The organism is Arthrobacter sp. A2-55 (assembly GCF_025548615.1).
GTDB classification, from domain to species: Bacteria; Actinomycetota; Actinomycetes; order Actinomycetales; family Micrococcaceae; genus Specibacter; species Specibacter silviterrae.
This window is the reverse complement of sequence record NZ_JAJLOZ010000075.1, coordinates 1-21,824: the sequence shown is the minus strand read 5'-3', so window position 1 is coordinate 21,824 and position 21,824 is coordinate 1. Positions and strand designations below refer to the sequence as shown.

Annotated in this window: 22 protein-coding genes; 10 read left to right on the top strand and 12 right to left on the bottom strand. The window is 66.1% G+C overall.

Annotated features, from left to right (window positions below):
- Window positions 1-118: 118 nt before the first annotated feature.
- Genes LPN03_RS17285 through LPN03_RS17275 form a run of 3 tightly spaced genes read right to left on the bottom strand, consistent with a single transcriptional unit; the run spans window position 119 to window position 2,155 of the window.
- The gene (locus LPN03_RS17285) at window positions 119-772 is read right to left on the bottom strand and encodes an energy-coupling factor transporter transmembrane component T family protein (RefSeq protein WP_165180706.1); all 654 of its coding nucleotides are present in this window, start codon (window positions 770-772) and stop codon (window positions 119-121) included.
- Window positions 772-1,473, bottom strand: a complete 702-nt coding sequence (locus LPN03_RS17280) for an energy-coupling factor ABC transporter ATP-binding protein (protein ID WP_165180707.1) — start codon at window positions 1,471-1,473, stop codon at window positions 772-774. Before LPN03_RS17280 ends, LPN03_RS17285 begins: the two co-directional genes overlap by 1 nt.
- A gap of 40 nt (window positions 1,474-1,513) precedes the next feature.
- The gene (locus tag LPN03_RS17275) at window positions 1,514-2,155 is read right to left on the bottom strand and encodes a biotin transporter BioY (RefSeq protein WP_165180708.1); all 642 of its coding nucleotides are present in this window, start codon (window positions 2,153-2,155) and stop codon (window positions 1,514-1,516) included.
- Window positions 2,156-2,300: 145 nt separating this feature from the next.
- Here LPN03_RS17275 and LPN03_RS17270 point away from each other — a divergent pair, with 145 nt between their 5' ends.
- Window positions 2,301-3,899: an ABC-F family ATP-binding cassette domain-containing protein gene (locus LPN03_RS17270; RefSeq protein ID WP_165180709.1), complete on the top strand. Its 1,599-nt coding sequence runs from the start codon at window positions 2,301-2,303 to the stop codon at window positions 3,897-3,899.
- Between the two features lie 27 nt (window positions 3,900-3,926).
- On the opposite strand, the gene LPN03_RS17265 is transcribed toward LPN03_RS17270, so the two are convergent.
- The 4 genes from LPN03_RS17265 to LPN03_RS17250 form a co-directional block, all read right to left on the bottom strand.
- The gene (locus LPN03_RS17265; RefSeq protein WP_262455273.1) at window positions 3,927-4,394 is read right to left on the bottom strand and encodes a YbaK/EbsC family protein; all 468 of its coding nucleotides are present in this window, start codon (window positions 4,392-4,394) and stop codon (window positions 3,927-3,929) included.
- A gap of 132 nt (window positions 4,395-4,526) precedes the next feature.
- Window positions 4,527-5,420: an SURF1 family protein gene (locus LPN03_RS17260; protein WP_262455271.1), complete on the bottom strand. Its 894-nt coding sequence runs from the start codon at window positions 5,418-5,420 to the stop codon at window positions 4,527-4,529.
- Window positions 5,421-5,423: 3 nt separating this feature from the next.
- Window positions 5,424-5,687, bottom strand: a complete 264-nt coding sequence (locus LPN03_RS17255) for a hypothetical protein (protein ID WP_165180711.1) — start codon at window positions 5,685-5,687, stop codon at window positions 5,424-5,426.
- On the bottom strand, window positions 5,684-6,109 hold the full coding sequence (locus LPN03_RS17250) for a DUF3099 domain-containing protein (RefSeq protein ID WP_165180791.1): 426 nt from the start codon (window positions 6,107-6,109) through the stop codon (window positions 5,684-5,686). Before LPN03_RS17250 ends, LPN03_RS17255 begins: the two co-directional genes overlap by 4 nt.
- A gap of 139 nt (window positions 6,110-6,248) precedes the next feature.
- On the opposite strand from LPN03_RS17250, the gene LPN03_RS17245 reads away from it, so the two are divergent.
- Both LPN03_RS17245 and LPN03_RS17240 read left to right on the top strand, forming a co-directional pair.
- On the top strand, window positions 6,249-6,983 hold the full coding sequence (locus LPN03_RS17245; protein ID WP_165180712.1) for a beta-ketoacyl-ACP reductase: 735 nt from the start codon (window positions 6,249-6,251) through the stop codon (window positions 6,981-6,983).
- A gap of 41 nt (window positions 6,984-7,024) precedes the next feature.
- Complete coding sequence (locus LPN03_RS17240; protein ID WP_165180713.1) at window positions 7,025-7,765, top strand: SDR family oxidoreductase; 741 nt, start codon at window positions 7,025-7,027, stop codon at window positions 7,763-7,765.
- A 207-nt stretch (window positions 7,766-7,972) separates the two neighbouring features.
- Here the strand turns inward: LPN03_RS17240 and serB are convergent, their stop codons facing one another.
- Window positions 7,973-8,878, bottom strand: coding sequence for a phosphoserine phosphatase SerB (serB, locus tag LPN03_RS17235; protein WP_262455268.1), 906 nt, complete (start codon window positions 8,876-8,878; stop codon window positions 7,973-7,975).
- A gap of 78 nt (window positions 8,879-8,956) precedes the next feature.
- On the opposite strand from serB, the gene LPN03_RS17230 reads away from it, so the two are divergent.
- From LPN03_RS17230 to LPN03_RS17205, 6 genes are all read left to right on the top strand, one after another.
- Complete coding sequence (locus LPN03_RS17230; RefSeq protein ID WP_262455266.1) at window positions 8,957-9,748, top strand: ABC transporter ATP-binding protein; 792 nt, start codon at window positions 8,957-8,959, stop codon at window positions 9,746-9,748.
- A 22-nt stretch (window positions 9,749-9,770) separates the two neighbouring features.
- A complete protein-coding gene (locus tag LPN03_RS17225; RefSeq protein ID WP_262455264.1) occupies window positions 9,771-10,583 on the top strand; it encodes a TrmH family RNA methyltransferase in 813 nt (270 codons plus the stop codon).
- A gap of 30 nt (window positions 10,584-10,613) precedes the next feature.
- Complete coding sequence (locus tag LPN03_RS17220; RefSeq protein WP_262455263.1) at window positions 10,614-11,108, top strand: peroxiredoxin; 495 nt, start codon at window positions 10,614-10,616, stop codon at window positions 11,106-11,108.
- 75 nt (window positions 11,109-11,183) lie between these two features.
- Window positions 11,184-11,438, top strand: coding sequence for a type B 50S ribosomal protein L31 (locus LPN03_RS17215; protein ID WP_262455261.1), 255 nt, complete (start codon window positions 11,184-11,186; stop codon window positions 11,436-11,438).
- 127 nt (window positions 11,439-11,565) lie between these two features.
- Window positions 11,566-12,627, top strand: coding sequence for a biotin/lipoate A/B protein ligase family protein (locus tag LPN03_RS17210; protein ID WP_262455259.1), 1,062 nt, complete (start codon window positions 11,566-11,568; stop codon window positions 12,625-12,627).
- Window positions 12,606-13,745: a tellurite resistance/C4-dicarboxylate transporter family protein gene (locus LPN03_RS17205; RefSeq protein ID WP_262455257.1), complete on the top strand. Its 1,140-nt coding sequence runs from the start codon at window positions 12,606-12,608 to the stop codon at window positions 13,743-13,745. Before LPN03_RS17210 ends, LPN03_RS17205 begins: the two co-directional genes overlap by 22 nt.
- A gap of 39 nt (window positions 13,746-13,784) precedes the next feature.
- Here LPN03_RS17205 and pepN read toward each other — a convergent pair whose 3' ends face one another.
- The 4 genes from pepN to glgC form a co-directional block, all read right to left on the bottom strand.
- Complete coding sequence (pepN, locus tag LPN03_RS17200) at window positions 13,785-16,424, bottom strand: aminopeptidase N (protein ID WP_262455255.1); 2,640 nt, start codon at window positions 16,422-16,424, stop codon at window positions 13,785-13,787.
- A 74-nt stretch (window positions 16,425-16,498) separates the two neighbouring features.
- Window positions 16,499-17,554 (bottom strand): YeiH family protein, encoded by a 1,056-nt coding sequence (locus tag LPN03_RS17195; RefSeq protein ID WP_262455253.1) that lies wholly within the window; start codon window positions 17,552-17,554, stop codon window positions 16,499-16,501.
- Entirely contained in the window at window positions 17,548-18,987 is a 1,440-nt protein-coding gene (locus LPN03_RS17190; protein ID WP_262455251.1) for an SDR family NAD(P)-dependent oxidoreductase, read from the bottom strand. The genes LPN03_RS17195 and LPN03_RS17190 overlap by 7 nt, the downstream gene beginning before the upstream one ends.
- Window positions 18,984-20,414, bottom strand: a complete 1,431-nt coding sequence (gene glgC / locus LPN03_RS17185) for a glucose-1-phosphate adenylyltransferase (RefSeq protein ID WP_262455249.1) — start codon at window positions 20,412-20,414, stop codon at window positions 18,984-18,986. Before glgC ends, LPN03_RS17190 begins: the two co-directional genes overlap by 4 nt.
- 104 nt (window positions 20,415-20,518) lie before the next feature.
- Between glgC and glgA the strand changes: the two genes are divergently transcribed.
- Window positions 20,519-21,718, top strand: coding sequence for a glycogen synthase (gene glgA, locus LPN03_RS17180; RefSeq protein ID WP_262455248.1), 1,200 nt, complete (start codon window positions 20,519-20,521; stop codon window positions 21,716-21,718).
- The last annotated feature ends 106 nt before the right edge of the window (window positions 21,719-21,824 follow it).

Genomic DNA, 21,824 nt, shown 5'->3' with positions numbered 1-21,824 from the left:
GTACCGTCGAGGTTCGAGATCACCACCTATAAAATGCCTCGGAGCGGTGGTTATCTCCAACCTCGACGGGGGGCGGGGCGGTTCTCGGACACGCGGCAGGAGCCTGTTCAGCTTTTGCTTACTGCTCGCCGGGGAGTTCGGGATCGCCGAGGCCGCGTGCCGCCAGGGCCTCGCCCGTGGCCCGGGCATAACCCACCGTGGCAATGACCACGGGCAGCGAGCGGGCCATGAGGTTTCGCTCCAGCCCGCGGGCACGGGCGGCGTCGCGCACGTCGCTGAATGCGCCAATCACGAAGGGAATGCTCCGGAGCATCAGGGCCACGGTCAGGGAAAAGCGCTCCGGGTCGGCACCAAAGCGTTCCAGCGGGCGGACCACGGCGCCCAGGCCATCCAGCAATTCGTCCACCGGTGTGGTGGCCGTCAAGATGTTGGAGGCAAGCACCGTGGCCACGATGGCCGCCACCACCTGCCAGGCCGTGGCCGGCCCGTGCTGCCACCATTGATAGGCCGCAATGAGAACCAGGAAGACCACCATGATTCGAACCGCGCGCCACAACCGGCCCCACGGCAACCCCGCGACGCCGTGCGCGGCTATCGCGGCGATAAGCACCGCCGTCGTAATAATGACACCCAACGTCACGGAAATGGCCGGGGATGCCAGGCACAGGACCGCCACGGCCAGCAACAGCACAGCCTTGCGCCACAGTGCCATGCGATGGAACGGCGAGTTCCCGGCGATGTAGCTGGCCACCAGGTGGGCATGGCCGCGCATCAGCCCACCGACTCCCGGTACCAGTCCACCGCGGCAGAGGCCGGGCCGTCGAAGGCAATGCGGGCGTCGTCAATCACCAGGCCCCGTTCGCACGCGGCCGCCAGGTCAAGGTCGTGCGTGGACATGACCACTTGCTGCGGCAGCCCGGCCAGCCGTTCATGCAGCAGCTTGGTATTGCGCAGGTCCAACAGCGTTGACGGCTCGTCGAGGACCAGGATGGACGGGTCCACGGCGAGCACGGCCGCCAGGGCGGTCAGCTGCCGCTCCCCGCCGGAAAGTTCATAGACACTGCTCTCGGCCAGGTGCGACAGACCATAGGCCGCCAGGATCGATTCGGCCCGGTCCCGGCGTTCCCTCTTGGAGAGCTTGAGCCGGCGGAGGGACAGTTCCACATCCTCCAAGGGGGTTGGCATGACCAGCTGCGACAAGGGGTCCGTGAAGACGAAGCCCACGCTGCGGCGCACGGCCGCCCCGTGGGTGCGCGTGTCCAGCCCGTTGACGCGCACGGTGCCGGCGGACGGAAGGACCAGGCCGTTGAGGAGACGGAGCATGGTGGACTTGCCCGAGCCGTTGGCCCCGATGACGGCGATCCGCTGCTCGTTGAGGGTCACGGACAGGGGGCGCAGGATGGTTTTAGCGGTCCCTGTTCCGTCCACCGGGGGAATTTCGACGCCGGCGGACTCGAGGACGATTGAATTCACGCCGCGCCCGCCTGGGCCGGCCACATGCAAAACGGGGATTTCACCGGCGGCGGCGCACCAACAGGTCCGGGAATGCGCGGTGCAGGCTCAAGGCAATGGCCACGGCCACCACATTCTTGATGATGTCCCCCGGAAGGTAGATCAGGTCTGCCCCCACTGCAGCGGGCAGTGCCATGCCCTTGAGCACAAAACCAATGATGCCGAAGGCGTGGATCACCACCGTGCCGGCCATGGCCGCGGCGAAGAGGGCGGCCGCCTTGTGCCGCCGTCGTACGGCCCAGATGGCAACCAGGCCGGTCAGGGCGGCGCCGAAGGCGAAGCCCACAATGTAGCCGGCCGACGGGCTGGCCAGGACGGCCGGACCGGCGCGGAAGCCGCTAAAGATGGGCAGGCCCACCAACCCCAACAGGACATAGAGGGCGACGGCAGCCGTGCCGCGCCCCACGCCCAGCACCAGCCCGCACAGTACCACCACCAGGGTCTGCAGCGTAATGGCCACCCCCAGCGGCCCGACGTTGATGCCGGGGACGGCAATCGAGGCGGCCAGCAGCGCGGCAAACACGGCGATCAGGGAGATGTCCATGGCACCCCAGCGGCGGCGCAACGCTGCAACGGGAGCCGCGGGGGCGGGGGCCGTGACGGGGGCGCCCTTGTGGCCCTGCGACTGTGATGATCGATTCATTCTGGTTACTTTCAGGTGGTGTGGGGCTTTGGTTGTGGTGGAACCTCGGTAGACTGGACAGGTTGTTCAACGTCAATCCATCCCCACAGGGGGAACGGCGGAGCGTTTCGCGGCACATATCCAACTTATGTGAAAGGTTACTACGTTGATTACGGTCCAAGACCTTGAGTTACGTGCCGGGGCACGGTTGCTCATGGACGAAGTGTCATTTCGGATCGACAAGGGTGACAAGATCGGGCTGGTGGGCCGCAACGGCGCCGGCAAGACAACATTGACTCGCGTCCTGGCGGGGGAGGGCCTGCCCGCAGGCGGCACTGTCACCCGTTCGGGGGACATTGGCTACCTCCCGCAGGATCCCCGCACCCCCGACATGGAACAGCTGGCACGCGACCGGATCCTGGCCGCCCGGGACCTGGACAAGGTCATCACCAAGCTCCGCGCCGCCGAGGCCGACATGGCGAGCGAGAACAATTCCGTCCGCGACAAGGCGATGCGCCGCTACGACAAGCTCGAGAACGAGTTCCTCGCAGGCGGCGGCTACGCGGCCGAGGCGGAGGCGGCGGCCATCTCCTCAAACCTGGCCCTCCCCGAGCGGATCCTCAACCAGCCCCTCAAGACGCTTTCCGGCGGACAGCGCCGCCGTGTGGAACTGGCCCGCATCCTGTTCTCCGGCGCCAAAACCATGCTCCTGGACGAACCAACCAACCACCTGGATGCCGATTCCATCGCGTGGCTGCGTGACTTCCTGAAGAACCACCAGGGCGGGCTGATTGTGATCAGCCACGACACCAGCCTGCTCGAGGCCACAGTGAACAAGGTGTTTCACCTGGACGCGAACCGGGCCACGATCGACCAGTACAACCTCGGGTGGAAGAAGTACCTGGCGCAGCGCGAAACGGACGAACGCGCCCGCCGCCGGGAACGTGCCAATGCCGAAAAGAAGGCCGGGGTCCTCATGGACCAGGCCAACAAGATGCGGGCCAAGGCCACCAAGGCCGTTGCGGCTCAAAACATGGCCAAGCGTGCCGAGCGCCTGCTGGCGGGACTGGAAGATGTCCGCGCGCAGGACCGGGTTGCCGCGCTGCGCTTCCCCGACCCCTCGCCGTGCGGAAAAACCCCGCTCATGGCGGAGGGCCTGAGCAAGTCTTACGGTTCGCTGGAGATCTTCACTGATGTCTCCCTGGCCATCGACCGGGGCTCCAAGGTGGTCATCCTTGGCCTCAACGGCGCCGGCAAGACCACCCTGCTGCGGATGCTGGCCGGCGTGTCCAAGCCGGATACCGGAACGATCACCCCCGGCCATGGACTGAAGATCGGCTACTACGCCCAGGAGCACGACACGCTGGACGTGACGCGCACGGTCCTGGAAAACATGCGGTCCTCCGCGGGCGACATGAACGACGCCGAGGTGCGCGGCATCCTTGGGTCCTTCCTGTTTTCCGGCGACGACGTGAACAAGCCTGCGGGAGTGCTCTCCGGCGGTGAAAAGACCCGCCTGGCGCTGGCGACCATCGTGGCATCTTCCGCCAACGTCCTGTTGCTGGATGAGCCCACCAACAACCTGGACCCGGCCAGCCGCGCTGAAATCCTGGGTGCGCTGAAGAACTACACCGGCGCCGTGGTGCTGGTCAGCCACGACGAGGGGGCGGTGGCTGCTCTGGACCCTGACCGCGTGGTGCTGCTGCCCGACGGCGACGAGGACCTCTGGAGCCAGGACTACCTGGACCTGATCACCCTGGCCTGACAACGGCGCCGGGAACCCCTGCGGCGGTCAGCGGACCGCGGCCGGCTCGGCACCGGTTACCCGGGCCAGCTCGGCGTAGCTCAGTGACAGCATGGCGCGGTGGCTGCCGGCACCCGCCCAGAGCACTGGGTACCGGGCCAGCTCAGTGTCGAGAATGGTGCGCAGGGGAACCGGGTGTCCCAGCGGCGCCACGCCGCCCACGGGCTGGCCCGCGTGCTGCAGGACAAATTCCGGGGTGGCCCGCTTGATCTTGGGCAGCCCGAGTTCGCGTGCCACCAGCTTCACGTCGATCTTTGCCGCGCCGCTGGCCAGAATCAGCAGGGGCTCGCCGCCGCACTCAAAAATGAGGCTGTTGGCAATGGCGCCCACCTCGCAACCCAGCACCGCAGCCGCCGTCGCTGCCGTGGCCACACTGTCGTCAACCACGATGACGGTGTCCGGCAGGCCGGCAGCCAGCAGGGCATCCCGTACATGTTCGACGACGGCGTCCCTCACCTCGGGTGCCGGGGCACCGCCCCCGCTGCCGGGTCCATTGCTGGTGATTTCGGTGCTGTTAATGCCGGTGTTGTTCAGATCTGCGCTCACAGGCCACAGTCTACGGCGGAATCAACCACACACCCTGCCGGCTTAGTATCCCTGCGAGTCCAGGAGCGCGTCCTCTTCCTCCTCGGCCGTGGCCCGGGCACCGGGTTTGCGGACCTTCTTGACCGGGCGCGGATGGAAGGCCGAACCCCGGCCGTAGAGTTCCTCCACGGGGACGCCGGACTCGGCAGCCTCCTGGGCGTCGAATTCATCGTTGCGGCGCTGCAGGCGCGCCGCATAGCCGAATCCGACAAAAGCCAGCACGCCGAAGCAGATCCACTGGAGTGCGTAGCTCAGGTGCGATCCTTCGTCGATGGACGGTGCCGGGAAGCCCACCGGGTTGCTTGACGCTGCAGGGGATTCCGAGGCCAGCTGTACATACGCGCCGGTCTTGATGGGGTAGGACAATTCCTTGGCGTAGGCGGCCAGGTCGATGGAGGCGATCTGGCCGGCGGGGGCCCCGCGGTCCACCTGCGGCTCCGGCGGCCTGATCCTGGCCACCACGGTGACGGTGCCGGACACCGGCTGCGGCACTACATCGGGGTACCCGGCCTCCTTGTTGCCAATGGGCAGCCAGCCGCGGTCCACGATGACGGTGTCGCCGGTTTCCAGTTTCAGCGGGACCAGCACCTCATATCCCGGGGAGCCGTTGAGGGGGCGATTTCGCACCACCCGCTGGTCTGCCGTGACGTAACTGCCCTTAAGGGTGACCTGGGTCCATTCCTTGGCGGGATTCAGCTGGTCAAAGTCCGTCGCCACGGCTGCATAGTCAACCGGAGTGGCGGAATAGTTCGCCGTGATCTTGGCAATGTTTGCCACCACCTCGTTGCGCCGGTTCATTTGCCAGTTCCCCAGGGCCACGCAGGCTATGGCAAAAACCAGGGCAAGGACAAAATAGCCTGCCCATTTGCTGGAAAACAGGAATCTGTAGGTCTTCATGAATCAGGCGGGCCCCTCGGGTGTCAGCGGCCGCGTTTCCTTCCACAGGGAACGGCCCTTCAAGTAATCTTCCAGCCACGCAGCATGATCGTCGCAGCCCAGCCAGATCTTACGCCGCTCCGGTGTGTGGATCTTGGGATTGTTCCACAGCAGCTGGGTGGTGGCCGGCTTGCGGCAGCCCTTGCGGGAGCAAATGGCCTCGGCAGCACCCCGTTCCGCGGGCGTGTCCGGCTGTCCGTCCGGGGAGAGCATGTCAAGAATGTTCATTGTTGGCCTTCCTCACCATTGTTCCTCGGGGGCTCCGGAACGTCCTCCGGCACCACCTCACCGCGGATGACTTCATCCGCCGCGGCGCTGCTGTCGTCGGGGGCAGTCAGTTCCATCGGCGGGACATGGTCCACCAGGGCCGTGGCCTCCATGTGTGAGGTGTCCGCACCGCCGTTGGCGATGACCACCGCAACCCACGGGAGCAGCACCGCGCCCACCACGGGAACCAGCTTGAACCAGCCGTCAAACACAAAAATCAAGGCTATGCAGACCATGCGGATCCCCATGGCCGTGGCGTATTTCACGAGGCGTCCGTGCATTTCAATGCTGTGTGCCTCGGCGGCATTCGTAATGGAAGGTACCTCGGGGGAACCTGTGGCCCGGCGGTATCGTTTCCGCCGACCGGCACCGGATGCCGGCATTGCTGTCTGGTCTCTCATCACACTCCAAAGTACGTCCCCATTCTCCCACCGCGCGGGAATACCTCCAAAAGCGCAAGTGTGTGCACCCCTGCCTTTCACCGTAGGATTCAATGCGAGCACCACGAGAAAAGAGGATTACATGAGTGCACCCGAGACTGCACCCGCACAGGGCCGCAGCGTGCTGGTTACCGGTGGAAACCGCGGCATCGGCCTGGCCATCGCCCAGGCTTTTTTGGCCAATGGGGACAAGGTTGCCGTCACGTTCCGCAGCCCGTCCGAGCTTCCCGAAGGAATCCTCGGCGTCCAGGCCGACGTCACCGACTCCGCCTCCGTTGATGCAGCGTTCAGCGAAGTGGAGGCCGCCCACGGCCCCGTTGAGGTGTTGGTGGCCAATGCCGGCATCACCAAGGACACGCTGCTGCTGCGCATGAGCGAGGACGACTTCACATCCGTGGTGGACACCAACCTGACCGGCGCATTCCGTGTCATCAAGCGTGCATCCAAGGGCATGATCCGTTTGCGCAAGGGCCGTGTGGTGCTCATTTCCTCCGTGGTTGGCCTCTACGGCTCCGCCGGGCAGGTCAACTACGCCGCCTCCAAGGCGGGCCTGGTGGGCATTGCCCGCTCCCTGACCCGCGAGCTGGGCTCCCGAAACATCACGGCCAACGTCGTGGCTCCCGGATTTATCAGCACCGACATGACGGCTGCACTGCCGGAAGAGACGCAAAAGCAGTACCTGGCCAGCATCCCGGCCGCCCGCTTTGCCTCCGCCGAGGAAGTGGCCAACGTGGTCCGCTGGGTCTCCAGTGACGAGGCCGCCTACATTTCGGGCGCCGTGATCCCTGTTGACGGCGGACTTGGCATGGGCCACTAGGCCCCTCCACACCAACCTTATTGACGAACAAAGGACGTTTCATGGGAAAGCTTGACGGAAAAACAGCGATTGTTACGGGCTCTTCGCGCGGCGTGGGCGCCGATGTGGCCAAATTCCTGGCCGCCGAAGGCGCGGCAGTCGTGGTCAACTACCGGCAGAAGGCGCCGCGGGCCAACAAAGTGGTGGCCCAGATTGCTGAAGCCGGCGGGCGCGCTGTCGCCGTCGGCGCTGATCTCACCACACAGGACGGCGTGCAGGCCCTGGTTAGCGCAGCCATGGAGAACTTTGGCTCCCTGGACCTGGTGGTGCTCAACGCCTCCGGTGGCATGGAAAGCGGCATGGCCGAAAACTACGCCCTCCAGCTCAACCGGGACGCCCAGGTCAACCTGCTCAACGCAGCACTGCCCGTCATGACGCCCGGGTCCCGCGTGGTCTTCGTCACCAGCCACCAGGCACACTTCATTGAAACCGTGCCCACCATGCCCGAATACGAACCCGTTGCCAAGAGCAAGCGCGCGGGCGAGGACGCCCTTCGCGCCCTCATCCCCAACCTTGCAGCCGAGGACATCTCGCTTGTGGTGGTCTCCGGCGACATGATCGAGGGCACCGTCACGGCAACCCTGCTGGACCGCGCCAACCCTGGCGCCATCGAGGCCCGCCGCGCCGAGGCCGGCAAGCTTTACACCGTGGCCGAATTCGCCGCTGAAATCGCCAAAATGGCCACCGCCGACGTCGAAACCGGCCACACTGAATACGTGGGCGGCGCCGACTACTTCAAGTAGGCCGGCGCAAGCTTACGGGCGGAGCCCCCGCAAGCAGGCGGAGCCGGTATTTTTTGTAGGCGACGTAAAAGGAGACCGTAAGGCCGCCCGCGGCCGTCGGTCGGATAGTCGCCGGAAAAATGCCGGGCCGCCTGCGACGGTCACCCAGCCCGCCGGCTCCGCCACCTCGTGGTTTGGTCGCCGGCGCCGCCACCTCGGGGGCCTTGGCTACTCGCAGGGGATGCCGGCGAGGGCCAGGGCCACATCCAGGTTGGGCAGGTTGATCTGTGCGTCCGCGGCGGCCCGGACGGCTGGTTTGGCGTTAAAGGCCACGCCGAGCGCCGCCGCGGCCATCATGTCGAGGTCGTTGGCGCCGTCGCCGATCGCCATGCTGGCGTCGAGGCCAATCCCGGCCTCGGCGCTCCACGCGCGCAGCGACACTGCCTTGGCCGCCCTGTCCACCACGGGGCCGGACACCTTGCCGGTGAGCCTGCCGTCAATGATTTCCAATTCGTTGGCGAGGTAAAAATCGAGGCCAAGGTGCGCTGCCAGGGGCGCCAGGATCTGCGAAAAGCCGCCTGACACGGCGGCAACGGTGTGCCCTGCGGCCTTGGCAGCCGCCACCAGGCGTTCCGCCCCGACCGACAGCTGGATCTTGGCGCCGACGTCGGCCAGCACTGACTCCGGCAGGCCCGCCAGCGTTGCCACGCGGTGGTGCAGGCTCTGGGCGAAGTCCAGCTCACCGCGCATGGCAGCTGCGGTCACCTTCGCAACCTCGGCCTCCGTGCCTGCGTGCGAGGCCAGCAGCTCAATGACCTCCTGCCGGATTAGGGTGGAATCCACATCCATGATGATGAACTTGCGCCCGGCACCCCTCAGCGACTCGGGTACGACGGCGGTGTCCACGCCGGTAACCGGGGCAGCAGCAATGGCGGTGCGCAATTCCCGGACGGCTTGGTCCGCGGCGTCAAGGGGAGAGCGGAGCGAAAACACGGCCACATCAAAGCCCGGGTGCTTTTCCAGCGACTCCTGTTCAATGTGGCTGCCGTTGGCCGCAATCAGGCGGCGGAGCTGGTCGAGGGAGTCCGTGGGCAGCGAACGGCCATAACTGACTGCGGTAAGTGTGGAGGGCATGGTTCGATTCTAGCGTTCGATCAGCCCCGGCCCGTGGTTCGCCGGGGAGGCCCGCGGTTTCTAGTAGGCTCATTGTTCATGAGTGAAGTTTTGGGTTTGGCCGGTGTCAGCGTGGTCCGCGGCACCAGGACATTGTTGGATTCCATTGACTGGCGCGTGGCCGAAGGGGAGCGCTGGGTGGTGCTGGGACCCAACGGCGCCGGCAAGAGCACCCTCCTTCAAATCGCGGGTGCGAGGATGCACCCCACCCGCGGGGTGGCGGGCATCCTGGACGAGGTCCTCGGCGCCGTCGATGTCTTTGAACTCCGCCCGCGGATTGGCCTGGCCTCCTCCGCCCTGGCCAACCAGATTCCGGAGCACGAAAAAGTTCTCAACGTGGTGGTGACGGCCGCCTACGGCGTCACCGGCCGCTGGCGCGAGGCTTACGAGCGCGACGACGAACGGCGCGCCTTCCGCCTGCTCGAGGACTGGGGCATGTCCACCTTCCTGAACCGCCCCTTCGCGTCACTGAGCGAGGGGGAGCGGAAGCGTGTGCAGATTGCCCGGACACTCATGAGCGATCCTGAACTCCTCCTGCTCGACGAGCCGGGCGCAGGCCTGGACCTCGCCGGGCGCGAGGACCTGGTGCAGCGCCTGAGCCAGTTGGCTGCGGACCCGCTTGCGCCGTCCACCGTACTGGTCACGCACCACCTTGAAGAGGTTCCCCCGGGCTTCACCCACGCACTTCTGCTGCGCGACGGCGGCGTGGTGGCACAGGGCCCCATCGGCGACGTGCTGACGGAGGAAAACCTCAGCGCCACGTTCGGGCTGCCGCTGAGTGTCACCACCAACGGCGGCCGCTTCGCCGCCACGGCGCGCCACCAGCCGTGAACCGTTCGGCGGCGCGCAAGGCATGATCATCCAGCTTACCGACCCGGCGGATCCGCGGGTCAGTGACTACACATCCCTGACGGATGTGCAGCTGCGCAAGCTGCGCGAACCCGATGAAGGCATGTACATTGCCGAGAGTTCGCGCGTGCTCCGAAGGGCGCTCGACGCCGGTCACCAGCCACGGTCGTTCTTCATGGCCGAAAAGTGGCTGCCGGAGCTCTCCGACGTCATCGCAGCCCACCCCGAGGTTCCGGTTTTTGTCGGCACCGCGCAAATGCTTGAGGACATCACCGGCTTCCACCTGCACCGCGGTGCCATGGCGGCCATGCACCGCCCGGCCCCGGCGAACATCCCGGCACTGCTGGCCGGCGCGCGCCGGGTGGCCGTGCTGGAGGACATCGTTGACCACACCAATATCGGCGCCATTTTCCGTTCCGCCGCCGCTTTGGGGGTCGACGCCGTCCTGGTCAGCCCCCGCTGCGGCGACCCCCTGTACCGCCGCAGCATCCGGGTCAGCATGGGCACCGTTTTCCAGGTTCCCTGGGCCCGCCTGCCCGAGTGGCCGGAGGGCATGTCACTGTTGCGCGAGGCCGGATTTACGACGGCGGCGCTGGCGTTGGAGCCTGACTCGCTCACCATCAGGGAACTGGCCGGCCGCCAGTACGGCCGGCTGGCCCTGATCCTTGGCACCGAAGGGGACGGCCTGGGCCACGCCACGCTGGCCCAGGCCGACCACTCCGTGATGATCCCCATGTACGCCGGCGTCGACTCCCTCAACGTTGCAGCCGCCAGCGCTGTCGCGTTCTTTGCCACCCAGCCGGGTGCCGCGGGGTAGCATCCGGCGAACCGCAGGTAGGCTGAAACCATGAAAATTGCTGAGGTCGCGGCCGACTTTGAATTGCCGGACCAGCACGGAATTCCGCGCAGGCTCTCCGAGCTCGCTGCCGGCGGGCTGCTGGTGCTTTTCTTTTACCCGCGCGCCGGGAGCGGCGGCTGCACCAGGGAAGCCTGCCACTTCCGCGACCTGGAGCGGGAATTCGCCGGCGTCGGGGCAGCGGTTGCGGGCATCAGCAACGACGCCCCGGCCAAGCAGCTCGAGTTCGCCACGGAAAACCACTTCAGCTATCCGCTGCTCAGCGACGCCACAGGCGAGGTGGCGGACCAGTTTGGCGTCCGGCGTCGTTTGTTGGCGCGAAACCTTCCCACCAAACGGGCCACCTTCGTCCTTGACGCGCAGCTGGCCGTCAAGTTCGCGGTGTCCAGCGAAACCGACATGTTCGTGCATGCGGACCAGGCGCTGGCTGCCATCCGGTCGTGGAATCCGCCGCCCAGCTTGGAGAATGCGCCCGGGGACCGGTAAAGTGTGTAGCTGGCCCCCGGGCCATAACATTCATCAGTCTGGCAAAAACCAGGCGATTACCTTTTGAGGCTGACAGTGAAGCAGAATACCCACCCCAAGTACGAAGCAATCGTTTTCAACGACCTGGCTTCGGGCACCAAGTTCCTGACGCGTTCCACCGCAACGTCGAGCAAGACCATCGAATGGGAAGATGGCAACACCTACCCCGTCATCGACGTTGAAATCTCCTCGGAGTCGCACCCGTTCTACACGGGCAAGCAGCGCATCATGGACAGCGCCGGCCGCGTGGAGCGCTTCAACGCCCGCTTCGCCAACTTCGGCAAGAAGTAAGCCTTCCTCACAGAAGCACAGCATGGCAGGGACGTTCCTGCAGGGCCCGCACCGGATGGTGCGGGCCCTTTTGCGCTGTTGTGCCCCTGTTTTGCACTCGCGCCCCATTAGTTGGGAAACTAAGGCCATGGCTCCTGAACTGCATGGCGAATACAAGGTCCACGGCGGCAAGCTGGTGGTGGTCGATTTGGACGTGGTGGCCGGGTTGCTGGCGAATGTCTCGGTCAGCGGCGACTTCTTCCTGGAACCCGACGAGGCCCTCGATGACATCAACGCGGCCCTGTCGGGACTACCCGCCGACCTCCCGGCCACAGCGCTGGCCGAGGCCATCACGGCGGCCCTGCCGGCCGGCGTCGTGCTCTTTGGTTTTTCCGCCCAGGCTGTCTCAGTGGCTGTCCGGCGGGCGCTGGCGAAGGCCAGCAGCTGGCTGGACCACGACTGGGACATCATTGCCCCGACCGTGCTGCCCACGGCCGTCAACGTGGCCCTTGACGAAGTCCTCACGAGGGAGGTGGGCGCCGGGCGGCGCAACCCCACCCTGCGCTTCTGGGACTGGAACGAACCCTCCGTGGTGATTGGCAGCTTCCAGTCGGTCCGCAACGAACTGGACCCGGCGGGCGTCGAAAAGTACGGGATCAACGTGGTGCGGCGGATCAGCGGCGGCGGTGCCATGTTCATGGAGTCGGGCAATTGCATCACCTACTCGCTGTACCTGCCGCAGAGCCTGGTGGACGGACTTAGCTTTGAGGATTCCTACAAGTTCCTGGATGCGTGGGTCATGGCCGCGCTGGAGTCGATCGGCATCGCGGCGTACTACGTGCCGCTGAACGACATCGCCACGGACCAGGGCAAGATTGGCGGGGCCGCACAAAAGCGGCTCGGCAACGGCGCCATCGTGCACCATGTCACCATGAGCTACGACATTGACGCGGACAAGATGGTGGAGGTGCTGCGGATCGGCAAGGAAAAGCTCTCCGACAAGGGAACCCGCTCCGCCAAGAAGCGCGTGGACCCGCTGCGGCGCCAGACCGGCCTGCCGCGTGCCGAGATTGTTGCCCGCATGATGGAAACGTTCCGGGAGCGCTACAACGCCCAGGCGTCCGTGCTCTCGTCCGCAGAGCTGGAGGAGGCGAAACGGCTGGTGGACAGCAAGTTTGGCACCGACGCGTGGCTGAACAGGATCCCGTGACGGCCCCGGAGGCAGGGGCCGCACCGCATCATCCGGGGCCGTCCCGCGCGCCGTCTGCCAGGACGCTGCTGCGGCATTGGCTGCGGCACCAGCCACCGGCGGCGTTCGCCTTTGTCATGGCCACCGGAATTGTTGCCCAGGCGCTCAATGACGCAGGGTGGGTGCCGCTTTCCCGGGCACTGCTGTGGCTGGCGGCCGCCGCCCTGGCGGTGCTGGCGGTGGGGCTGGTGGGCCGGCTCGCCATCAACCGGGCAGGGGCCGTGGCGGACTTCCGCGACCCTCACGTGGGCTTTGGCTACCTCACCATGGTGGCGGCCTGCAATGTGGTCGGCACCGGTTTCCACGCAAGCCTGCCGGGCGTGACCTGGGCGCTGGCACTGGCCAGCATCCCCCTGTGGCTGTTCCTCGCCTATGGCATTCCGCTGTCCATGATGCTGCGGACCGAGATGGGGGAGGGCGGGGGCGGTGCGGGGCTGCTGCCACGGCTGCTGCCCGTGGACGGCACCTGGTTCCTGTGGGTCGTGGCCACGCAGTCGCTGTCCGTTGTCGCGGCGACCCTGGCCGTGGACAACTCCTCGATCCGGCTGCTCAGCGACGCCGCCGTCGCCTTTTGGGGCATCGGCATCATGCTTTACCTGACGCTGACCACCCTGGTGATGCTGCGTCTGCTCACGGGCGGCGAGAACCACGGCGGCATTGTGCCTGCCAACTGGATCTTCATGGGTGCCACGGCCATTTCGGTCCTGGCCGGATCCATGATTCTCAACCTGCCCGCGGGCGTGCCCGTGCTTGACCTGGCCGCAGCCACGGTGGGGGGCATCAGCTACCTGCTGTGGGCCTTCGGGCTGTGGTGGGTTCCCCTGCTGGTCGCGTTTGGCATATGGCGCCACCTGGTCAGGCGGGAGCCGCTGAAGTATGTCACGGCGCTGTGGTCAATAGTCTTCCCGCTGGGCATGTTCTCCGTGGCCACGTACCACTTTGGCCACGAAAACCGCATGCCCCTGGTGGCCACGCTGGGCCAGTGGGCGGACTGGATTGCGGTGGCGGCCTGGACGCTGGCCGCCCTGGGAATGGCCGTTGCTGGCATCCGCTTCATCCGCAGGGACGCACTGCAGTAGCGCCGTCTTCGGCCGGCATTGCGCCCGGCTGCCGGGCCCCTATTCGGAAACCGCCTGGGCGGACAACGCACGGACCAGGTGGTCGCGCTGCTCCACCACCAGCCGCCGCAGGCCGGTTGCCGCATCGCCATTGGCGGCCAGCCACAGGTCGGTGCGGGCAACCACGGGATGGTCCGTGGGGGCCGTGCCCGGCGCGAGGTCCTGGTGGGCGGGGAACAGCCCGCGCACCAGCCGCCCGGCAATTTCAATGCTGCGCTCCGCCCAGAACCCGTTGAGCGCGGCAAAGTACGGTTCGATGTAGGGCTGAAGCAGGCTGTGCCCGCCCACCATGAAGCCCTCCAGGGTGGCGCTGAGCAGTTCGTTGGTCAGTTCACTGCCGTCCACTGCACTGCGCCACGCCTCGGCCTTGACGGCGGCGTCGGGGAAGCTGGCCCACGCCGTCAGCCGGCCCACGCGCGTCTCGGCGGTGGTTTCCTTGGCCAGCTCGGCGTCCAGCTGGCCGGGGGTGGCCTGCCCGCGGGCAGCGAGGGCCTGCCACAGCAGCCAGCGCAGTTCGCTGTCTACGTTGAGCCCTGTTGGCACCTTCACCCCGTCCAGCAGCTCGCGAATTCTCCCGGAGGCGGCCTCGGCACCGCGCCCCAGCGCGGCCAGGGTGCGTGCCCAGACCAGTTGCTCGTCGCCGCCGGCCTCCGCCGCCTCCAGGTGATGGACGACGGCGGCCAGCAGCCCTGCGCGGGCCTCGCCGCGGGTGCCCGGCTGGCAGTAATTGGCCACAGCAAACCGGGCGTTGTCCACCAGCGACTGCAGAAGCGAAATGTCCGGCTCTCCCGCCGCATGCCGGCTGACCGCGTCCACGTAGCTCTGGGCAGGCACCAGCCCGTCCCGGACGGCGTTCCACAGGGATGACCAGACCAGGCTGCGGGCCAGGGGATCCGCCACGGCACCGAGGGATTCCAGGGCCGTGGCATGGGATGCTGGGTCGAGTCGCACCTTGGCGTAGCTGAGGTCCTGGTCGTTGACCACCAGCAGGGCGGGCGCGGGGAGGCCGGAAAGTTCAGGCACTTCCGTCTTCGGGCCGGCCACGTCGATCGTCACCGAGTGGGTCCGGGCCAGCCGGCCGGCGTCGTCCCAGCCAAACAGCCCCACCGCGAGCCGGTGCGTACGAAGCGCCGGAAGGCCCGTGACCGGGTCCGTGGCTTCCTGTTCCACCACCACGGAGCTGATCTTGCCGTCGGCAAGCTCAATGCGAGGCGTCAGGGTGGAGATGCCGGCGGTTTGCAGCCAGTCGCCGGCCCAGGTGGACAGGTCACGCCCGGATGCCGCTCCAAGGGGGGCCAGGAGGTCCTTCAATGAGGTGTTGCCGTACTCGTGGGCGCTGAAATACCCGCGGGAGCCTGCCATGAACGCCTCCCGCCCCACATAGGCCACGAGTTGCTTGAGCACCGACGCACCCTTGGCGTAGGTGATGCCGTCGAAGTTTTGCTTGGCCGCCTCGAGGTGGGGGATGTCGGCCACGATGGGGTGGGTCGTGGGGAGCTGGTCCTGGACATAGGCCCACGCCTTGCGGCGGCTGGCGAACATGGTCCAGGACTTCTCGCCCCAGGGGGTTGCCTCCGCCACGGCCAGGTGCCCCATGAAATCGGCAAAGGATTCCTTGAGCCAGAGATCGTCCCACCAGCTCATGGTCACCAGGTCCCCGAACCACATGTGTGCCATTTCGTGCATGATGGTGTTGGCCCGCTGCTGGTACTGCGTGTCCGTGGCGCGGGAGGTGTGGATGTAGGACTCCGTGAAGGTGACCAGGCCCGGGTTTTCCATCGCGCCAAGGTTGTATTCGGGCACAAAGGCCTGGTCGTACTTCCCAAACGGGTAGGGGTAGTCAAAGGCCTCGTTGAAAAATTGCAGCCCGGCCTTCGTCACGGCAAAGATCGGGTCCGTGTCAAAATTGGCCGCCAGCGAGTTGCGGCAATAGGCCGTCAAGGGGATTTCCAGTTCGCTGCCGGCGTGGGCGCTGTCGGGCCCGAAAACCATGCTGAACTGGTCGGAAACCTTGAAGTACGGCCCGGCCAGGATGGTGGTGATGTAGGTGGATATGGGAAGCGTGGGCGCAAAGTCCCAGGTGCCCGTCACGGCAGTGCCGCCGTCGTCCATGGCCGTGTCCGCGTAACCGGTGACGGCCTGGTTCGAGGCCACCTCCCAGTGCGCCGGGGCCGTGACGTGGAAGGTGAAGGGAGCCTTCAGGTCGGGCTGCTCAAAGTTGGCGAAAACGCGGCGGGCATCCGCAGGCTCATACTGCGTGTAGGTGTAGACCAGGCCGTCGGCCGGATCCTCGAAGCGGTGCAGGCCCTCGCCGGAGCGGGAATAGGCCGCGGTTGCCGTGACCGTCACCTCATTGTCCAGGGCCAGGCCCGGGAGGTGGATCCGGGCACCGTCCACAGCCGTGTCCAGGTCCAGGGACTGCCCGTTCAGGACCACCGATTCAACGCCCAGGCCGATGAAGTCAAGGAAGGTTTCGGCGCCGGCCCGGGCCGCGCTGAAGGCGATGGTGCTCCTGGTCCGAAAGCCCGGCTCGGCAAGGCGTGTCGCGTTGCCGATGTCCACGAAGACATCATAGTGGTGGACGGTCAGAAGGGCTTTGCGCGTGGCTGCCTCGGCACGGCTTAGATTAGAATTCAACACCGTTTCATTCAACCACGCCTGCGGCGGGACGCTGGCCCGGCGGTGGCCCGGCGCAGGCCCGCAGGCTGCCCCGCCTACGCCCCCATGAGGTGGACGGCGCCAAAGGCAAGTGCGGCAATCAGCGCCCAGGAGCAGAGCGCCATGACGGTGGCCCGGGCTCCCGTGTGGAGCAGCTGGCGAACCCGCACGGATGCCCCCAGCCCAAACAGGGCCGCGCCGAGGGCCACGTCCTGCGCAACCGAGCCGGCCTCAATGGCAGCGTGGGGCAACAGCCCGGTGGTGCGCAGCACGATCATCGCCAAAAACCCGATCACGAACAGCGGAACCACGGGCGGGAAGCGCGGCTTTTCGGCGCCGTCGTCCTGGGCGCCCGCGGCCAGCGCAAGGCGGGTGTGCCGGCGTCGTTCCAGGCCGCCCACCACACCGACAATCGGGGCCAGCAGCACCACGCGGGTCAGCTTGACCACGATGGCGGCGCTCAGGGCCACCGTCCCCGCCGTCTGTGCCGTGGCAACCACCTGGCCGACGTCGTGCACGCCGGCACCCACCCACTGGCCGAACTGGAGCGCTGTCAGGCCCAGCGGGTGCATGAGCAGCGGCAGCACGCCGATGGCCAGCGTGCCACACAGCGTGACAAGGGCCACGGGCAGCACGGTGTCGCTGTGTTTGGTCCCCTTGACTGCGGCCATGGCGCCAATGGCGGACGCCCCGCAGATGGAGAAGCCCGTGGCAATCAAGAGCGGGGTGTCGCCGTCGAGCCTGAACAGCTTGCCCAGCGCGAAGGTGCCGGCAAAGCTCAGGAGCACCACGCCCACAATCAGCGCCACGCTCACCCAGCCCAGCGCCGCAATGTCCCCGAGGCTGAGCTTGAGGCCCAGAAATATGATGCCAACGCGCATGAGGTGCTTGCCCGCGAAGTTCAGCCCCTTCCTCAGGGGCCCCTCGCACAGTGATGCGGTGCCCGGCAGGTTGACCGCGGCAATTCCCAGCACGACGGCGATGGTCATGGCCGGCAGCATCGGCACCACCTGGTGGACTGCCAAGGCGACGCCGACGGCGGCCAGCGCCGCCGCCAGGCCCGGAAGCAGCCGGGCGGTGTTTGCCCGCCACCCGTCCCCGGCCGTTACCACGGGCTCTGCCGATAGTCCTTGAGGAAGACCCCAAACTGGTCTTCGCCGGATTCGCCCATGACGATGGGATCGTAGACCCGGGCGGCGCCGTCCACCAGGTCCAGGGGGGCGTGGAATCCCTCCTCGGCGAGGCGCACCTTGGTGTAGTGGGGGCGCTCGTCGGTGATCCACCCGGTGTCGACGGCCGTCATGAGGATGCCGTCGGCGTCAAACATTTCCTGGGCGCTGGTCCGGGTGAGCATGTTCAGGGCGGCCTTGGCCATGTTGGTGTGGGGGTGGCCGGGACCCTTGTAGGCGCGGGAGAACTGGCCCTCCATGGCGGAGACATTCACAATGTATTTCCGGCGGGCGGGGGAGGCCGCCATGGCCGGGCGGAGGCGCGAGACCAGCAGGAACGGGGCGGTCACGTTGCACAGCTGGACCTCGAGCATTTCCAGCGGATCCACCTGGTCCACCACCTGGGTCCAGCTGTTGATTGCGGCCACGTCGGGGACCAGGCCTCCGGCGTCGATGGCGGTGCCGGCCGCAACCCGTTCAAGCGACGCCGATCCCATGGACAGGGCGAGGGCGGCAATTTCGTCCCCTCCCATCCGGGGCAGCTCGGACATTTGGCTGGCCAGGGCCAGGGGGTGCTTGTCGTGGGCGTGGCCAAAGGTGACCAGCTCCGGCATGGGGGTGTCCGTGGGCAGCGGTTCCAGCTCGGCGTCGACCAGCGGTTTGTAGGCGTTGCCGGAGCGCCTGACGGTTTGCGCGGCGTTGTTGATGATGATGTCCAGCGGCCCTGCCTCGGCCAGGGAATCCGTCAGTGCCATGACCTGGGAGGGGTCCCTGAGGTCGATGCCCACTATGCGCAGGCGGTGGAGCCATTCTGCACTGTCCTCCATGGCCGCATAGCGGCGGGCCGCGTCCTTCGGGAAGCGGGTGGTGATGGTGGTGTGGGCCCCGTCGCGGAGCAGCCGCAGGGCAATGTACATGCCAATTTTGGCCCGGCCCCCCGTCAGCAGGGCGCGCTTGCCGCTGAGGTCGGTCCGCGCGTCGCGCTTGGAATGGTTGAAGGCGGCACAGTCAGGGCAGAGCTGGTGGTAAAAGGCGTCAACTTCGGTGTAGTGCTGCTTGCAGATGTAGCAGGGGCGGGAACGCAGAAGCGTCCCCGCCGTCCCGCCTGTTGCCGAGGGCTTGAGTTTATTGCCCCGGGTTTCATCATCAATTCGGTCCGGCGCTGCCGTGGCCGTTTTGGCAATTACCGCCCGGTCCGCATCATTGACGGCATCCCTTTTAACATTTCTGCGATATCGCTTGACAGCCTTGAACATCTTTCCCGTGGCACGGCGAATGCGTATATAGTCGGGGTTTTCTTCGTCGTAAACATGAATATTCTCCAAAACCTTGATGCAATTTTGGATTTCCTCGGTCGTCAGTTCAGCGGCAGTCACTCCGCAATTTTAGCCGGTTCACCGCCAGATTCCGATTCAGCCGCCTCCAGCTGGTTGCCGGCCACCTTGTCCATGGTTGCCTCCAGGGCGGCGTCGTCGTGGATGGCCAGCTTCAGTGCCGCAGGCAGCTCGGCGGCTGCCGCCTTCGCCAGCGCCAGTTCGGCAGCGTCCGGGGGGGAGACCACCTGCCCCTTGGACAACACCGTCAGCCCGGATTCGGTGATGGTGAATCCACGTGCGTGGTCCAGCTCATGGTCCACGCCGATGGTGGCGCCCGCCGGGATCTTCACGTTCTTGTCAATGATGGCCCGGCGCACCACGGCCCCGCGGCCCACCATGACCTTGTCCATGAGCACGGAGTCCTGGACACGGGCTCCGGTGCCCACAAATACGTCATTGGAGAGGACCGAATTTTCCACGACTCCTCCGGACACCACCACGCCGGGGGCCACGATTGAATCCAGTGCGGTGCCGATGGAGTTGTGCTCGCCATGGACAAACTTTGCCGGCGGCGACACGGTGTTCCGGGTGAAGATGGGCCAGGCCCGGTTGTACAGGTTGAATATGGGCAGCGGCGAGATCAGGTCCATGTGGGCCTCGTAGTAGGAGTCGATGGTGCCCACATCACGCCAGTAGTTGCGGTCCCGGTCGGTTGCATCCGGGATGTCGTTGGTGCTGAAGTCGTAGACGAATGCCTCGTCGCGATCCACGAAGTAGGGGATGATGTCCCCGCCCATGTCGTTCTTGGTGTCCGCCTTGGCGGCGTCCTGTTCGAGGGCCTCCACCAGGGCATCGGTGTCAAACACGTAGTTCCCCATCGATGCCAGGAACTGGTCCGGCGCCTCGCGGAGGCCGGGCGTGGATTCCGGCTTTTCCACGAAGGCGGAGATCTTGTGTGCCCCGACCACGCCGGTGTCAAAGGAGGTGTCCACTTCGATGACGCCGAACTGGTTGGCCATTTCAAGGGGCTGGCGCACGGCTGCCACGGTGGCCCGGGCCCCGGACTTGATGTGGTTTTGCACCATTTGTTCAAAGTCCATCCGGTACACGTGGTCGGCCCCGACCACCACCACAATGTCCGGCTCCGCATCCCCGATGAGGTTCATCGACTGGTAGATGGCATTGGCGCTGCCCAGGAACCAGCTCTTGCCGCGCCGCTGCTGTGCCGGGACGGACGCCACATAATTGCCCAATTGCGTGGACATGCGCCACGTTTCGGAGATGTGGCGGTCCAGGCTGTGCGACTTATATTGCGTCAACACCACAATTCTGAAGTACCCGGAATTAGCAAGATTTGACAAGGCGAAGTCGACCAGCCGGAATCCCGCAAAGGGGACTGCAGGCTTGGCGCGGTCTGCTGTCAAGGGCATCAACCTCTTGCCCTCACCGCCCGCCAAAACTATCGCCAGAACTTTCTTGACCGACATGTGACAACCTCCGACAGCTTGAATGTTGCAAGGAAATGCGCCCCGTGGACGGGTGGAACACCTTCACACTAGAACAACGTCTCCGAAGACACTACATTGGGAGGGTGCGTATCGATATTGTGACAAAAGAATTTCCCCCGGAGATTTACGGCGGCGCCGGAGTCCACGTAGCCGAGCTCAGCCGCGTGCTGGCGTCAAAGGTTGAGCTGCGGGTCCATGCCTTCGGCGCGGACCGCCCGGCAGACTTCCATGGCGCCACAGTTTCCTCGTATGGAAACCTGCCCCAGCTGGCCTCCGCCAACCCCGCAATGCAGACGTTGGGGGTGGATCTGCAGATCGTCCCCGACATTGCCGGGGCAGACCTGGTGCACTCGCACACCTGGTACGCGAACATGGCCGGCCACCTGGCCTCGCTGCTTCATGGCATCCCGCACGTGCTCAGCGCCCACAGCCTGGAGCCGCTTCGGCCGTGGAAGGCTGAGCAGCTGGGCGGCGGCTACGCGTTGTCGTCCTGGGTGGAGAAGACCGCCTATGAGGCCGCCGCCGCGATCATCGCCGTGTCCGACGGCATGCGCCAGGACATCCTGCGCAGCTACCCGGACGTGGACCCGGACAAGGTCAAGGTCATCCACAATGGCATCGACGTCGCCGCCTGGCAGCGCGATGAGAAGGACGACGTCGTCCGTTCCCTCGGGATTGACCCGGCCCGTCCCAGCGTGGTGTGGGTGGGGCGCGTGACGCGTCAAAAGGGTGTGCCGTACCTTTTGAAGGCGGCTGCCGCCCTGCCACCGGAAGTGCAGCTGGTGCTGTGCGCCGGGGCCGCAGACACCCCGGAGCTTGGCGCGGAAGTCAATGCACTCATTGAGGGGCTGAAGGCGGGGCGCGACGGCGTCGTCGTTATAGAACGGATGCTGCCGCGCAACGAGCTCATCCAGGTCCTGAGCCACGCCACTGTTTTTGCCTGCCCGTCCATTTACGAACCCCTGGGGATCGTCAACCTTGAGGCCATGGCGTGCGGCGCCGCCGTGGTGGCCAGCGCCACGGGGGGAATCCCCGAGGTGGTGGCCCACGGCGAAACCGGGCTTTTGGTTCCCCTGGAGCAGTTGTCGGACGGCAGCGGCACCCCGCTTGACCCGGACAAGTTCGTGGCCGACTTTGCCTCAGCGCTGATCGAAGTCCTCAAGGACCCGGCCCGTGCGCGGGCCATGGGGGAGAAGGGGCGCGTACGCGCGCAGGACCACTTTTCCTGGGAATCCATTGTGGAACAAACCCTGGACGTCTACCGGAGCGTGCTGCCCAAATAGGCCCGGGGCTTCTTGCCTGTCATTCATTCAGGCTGGCGTCCACGGGCGATGGTCAATCAGGGGTTGCCCAATATTGCCTGTGGATAAGCTGTGGCGGGCCTGCGCC

Coding starts and splice junctions, on each gene's coding strand:
- LPN03_RS17260 (WP_262455271.1), bottom strand. CDS start 5,420: ATGAAGACCTACAGATTCCTGTTTTCCAGCAAATGGGCAGGCTATTTT.
- LPN03_RS17275 (WP_165180708.1), bottom strand. CDS start 2,155: ATGAATCGATCATCACAGTCGCAGGGCCACAAGGGCGCCCCCGTCACG.
- serB (WP_262455268.1), bottom strand. CDS start 8,878: ATGCCCTCCACACTTACCGCAGTCAGTTATGGCCGTTCGCTGCCCACG.
- LPN03_RS17250 (WP_165180791.1), bottom strand. CDS start 6,109: ATGCCGGCATCCGGTGCCGGTCGGCGGAAACGATACCGCCGGGCCACA.
- LPN03_RS17230 (WP_262455266.1), top strand. CDS start 8,957: ATGAGTGAAGTTTTGGGTTTGGCCGGTGTCAGCGTGGTCCGCGGCACC.
- LPN03_RS17255 (WP_165180711.1), bottom strand. CDS start 5,687: ATGAACATTCTTGACATGCTCTCCCCGGACGGACAGCCGGACACGCCC.
- glgC (WP_262455249.1), bottom strand. CDS start 20,414: ATGTCGGTCAAGAAAGTTCTGGCGATAGTTTTGGCGGGCGGTGAGGGC.
- LPN03_RS17285 (WP_165180706.1), bottom strand. CDS start 772: ATGCGCGGCCATGCCCACCTGGTGGCCAGCTACATCGCCGGGAACTCG.
- LPN03_RS17225 (WP_262455264.1), top strand. CDS start 9,771: ATGATCATCCAGCTTACCGACCCGGCGGATCCGCGGGTCAGTGACTAC.
- LPN03_RS17220 (WP_262455263.1), top strand. CDS start 10,614: ATGAAAATTGCTGAGGTCGCGGCCGACTTTGAATTGCCGGACCAGCAC.
- LPN03_RS17210 (WP_262455259.1), top strand. CDS start 11,566: ATGGCTCCTGAACTGCATGGCGAATACAAGGTCCACGGCGGCAAGCTG.
- LPN03_RS17245 (WP_165180712.1), top strand. CDS start 6,249: ATGAGTGCACCCGAGACTGCACCCGCACAGGGCCGCAGCGTGCTGGTT.
- LPN03_RS17240 (WP_165180713.1), top strand. CDS start 7,025: ATGGGAAAGCTTGACGGAAAAACAGCGATTGTTACGGGCTCTTCGCGC.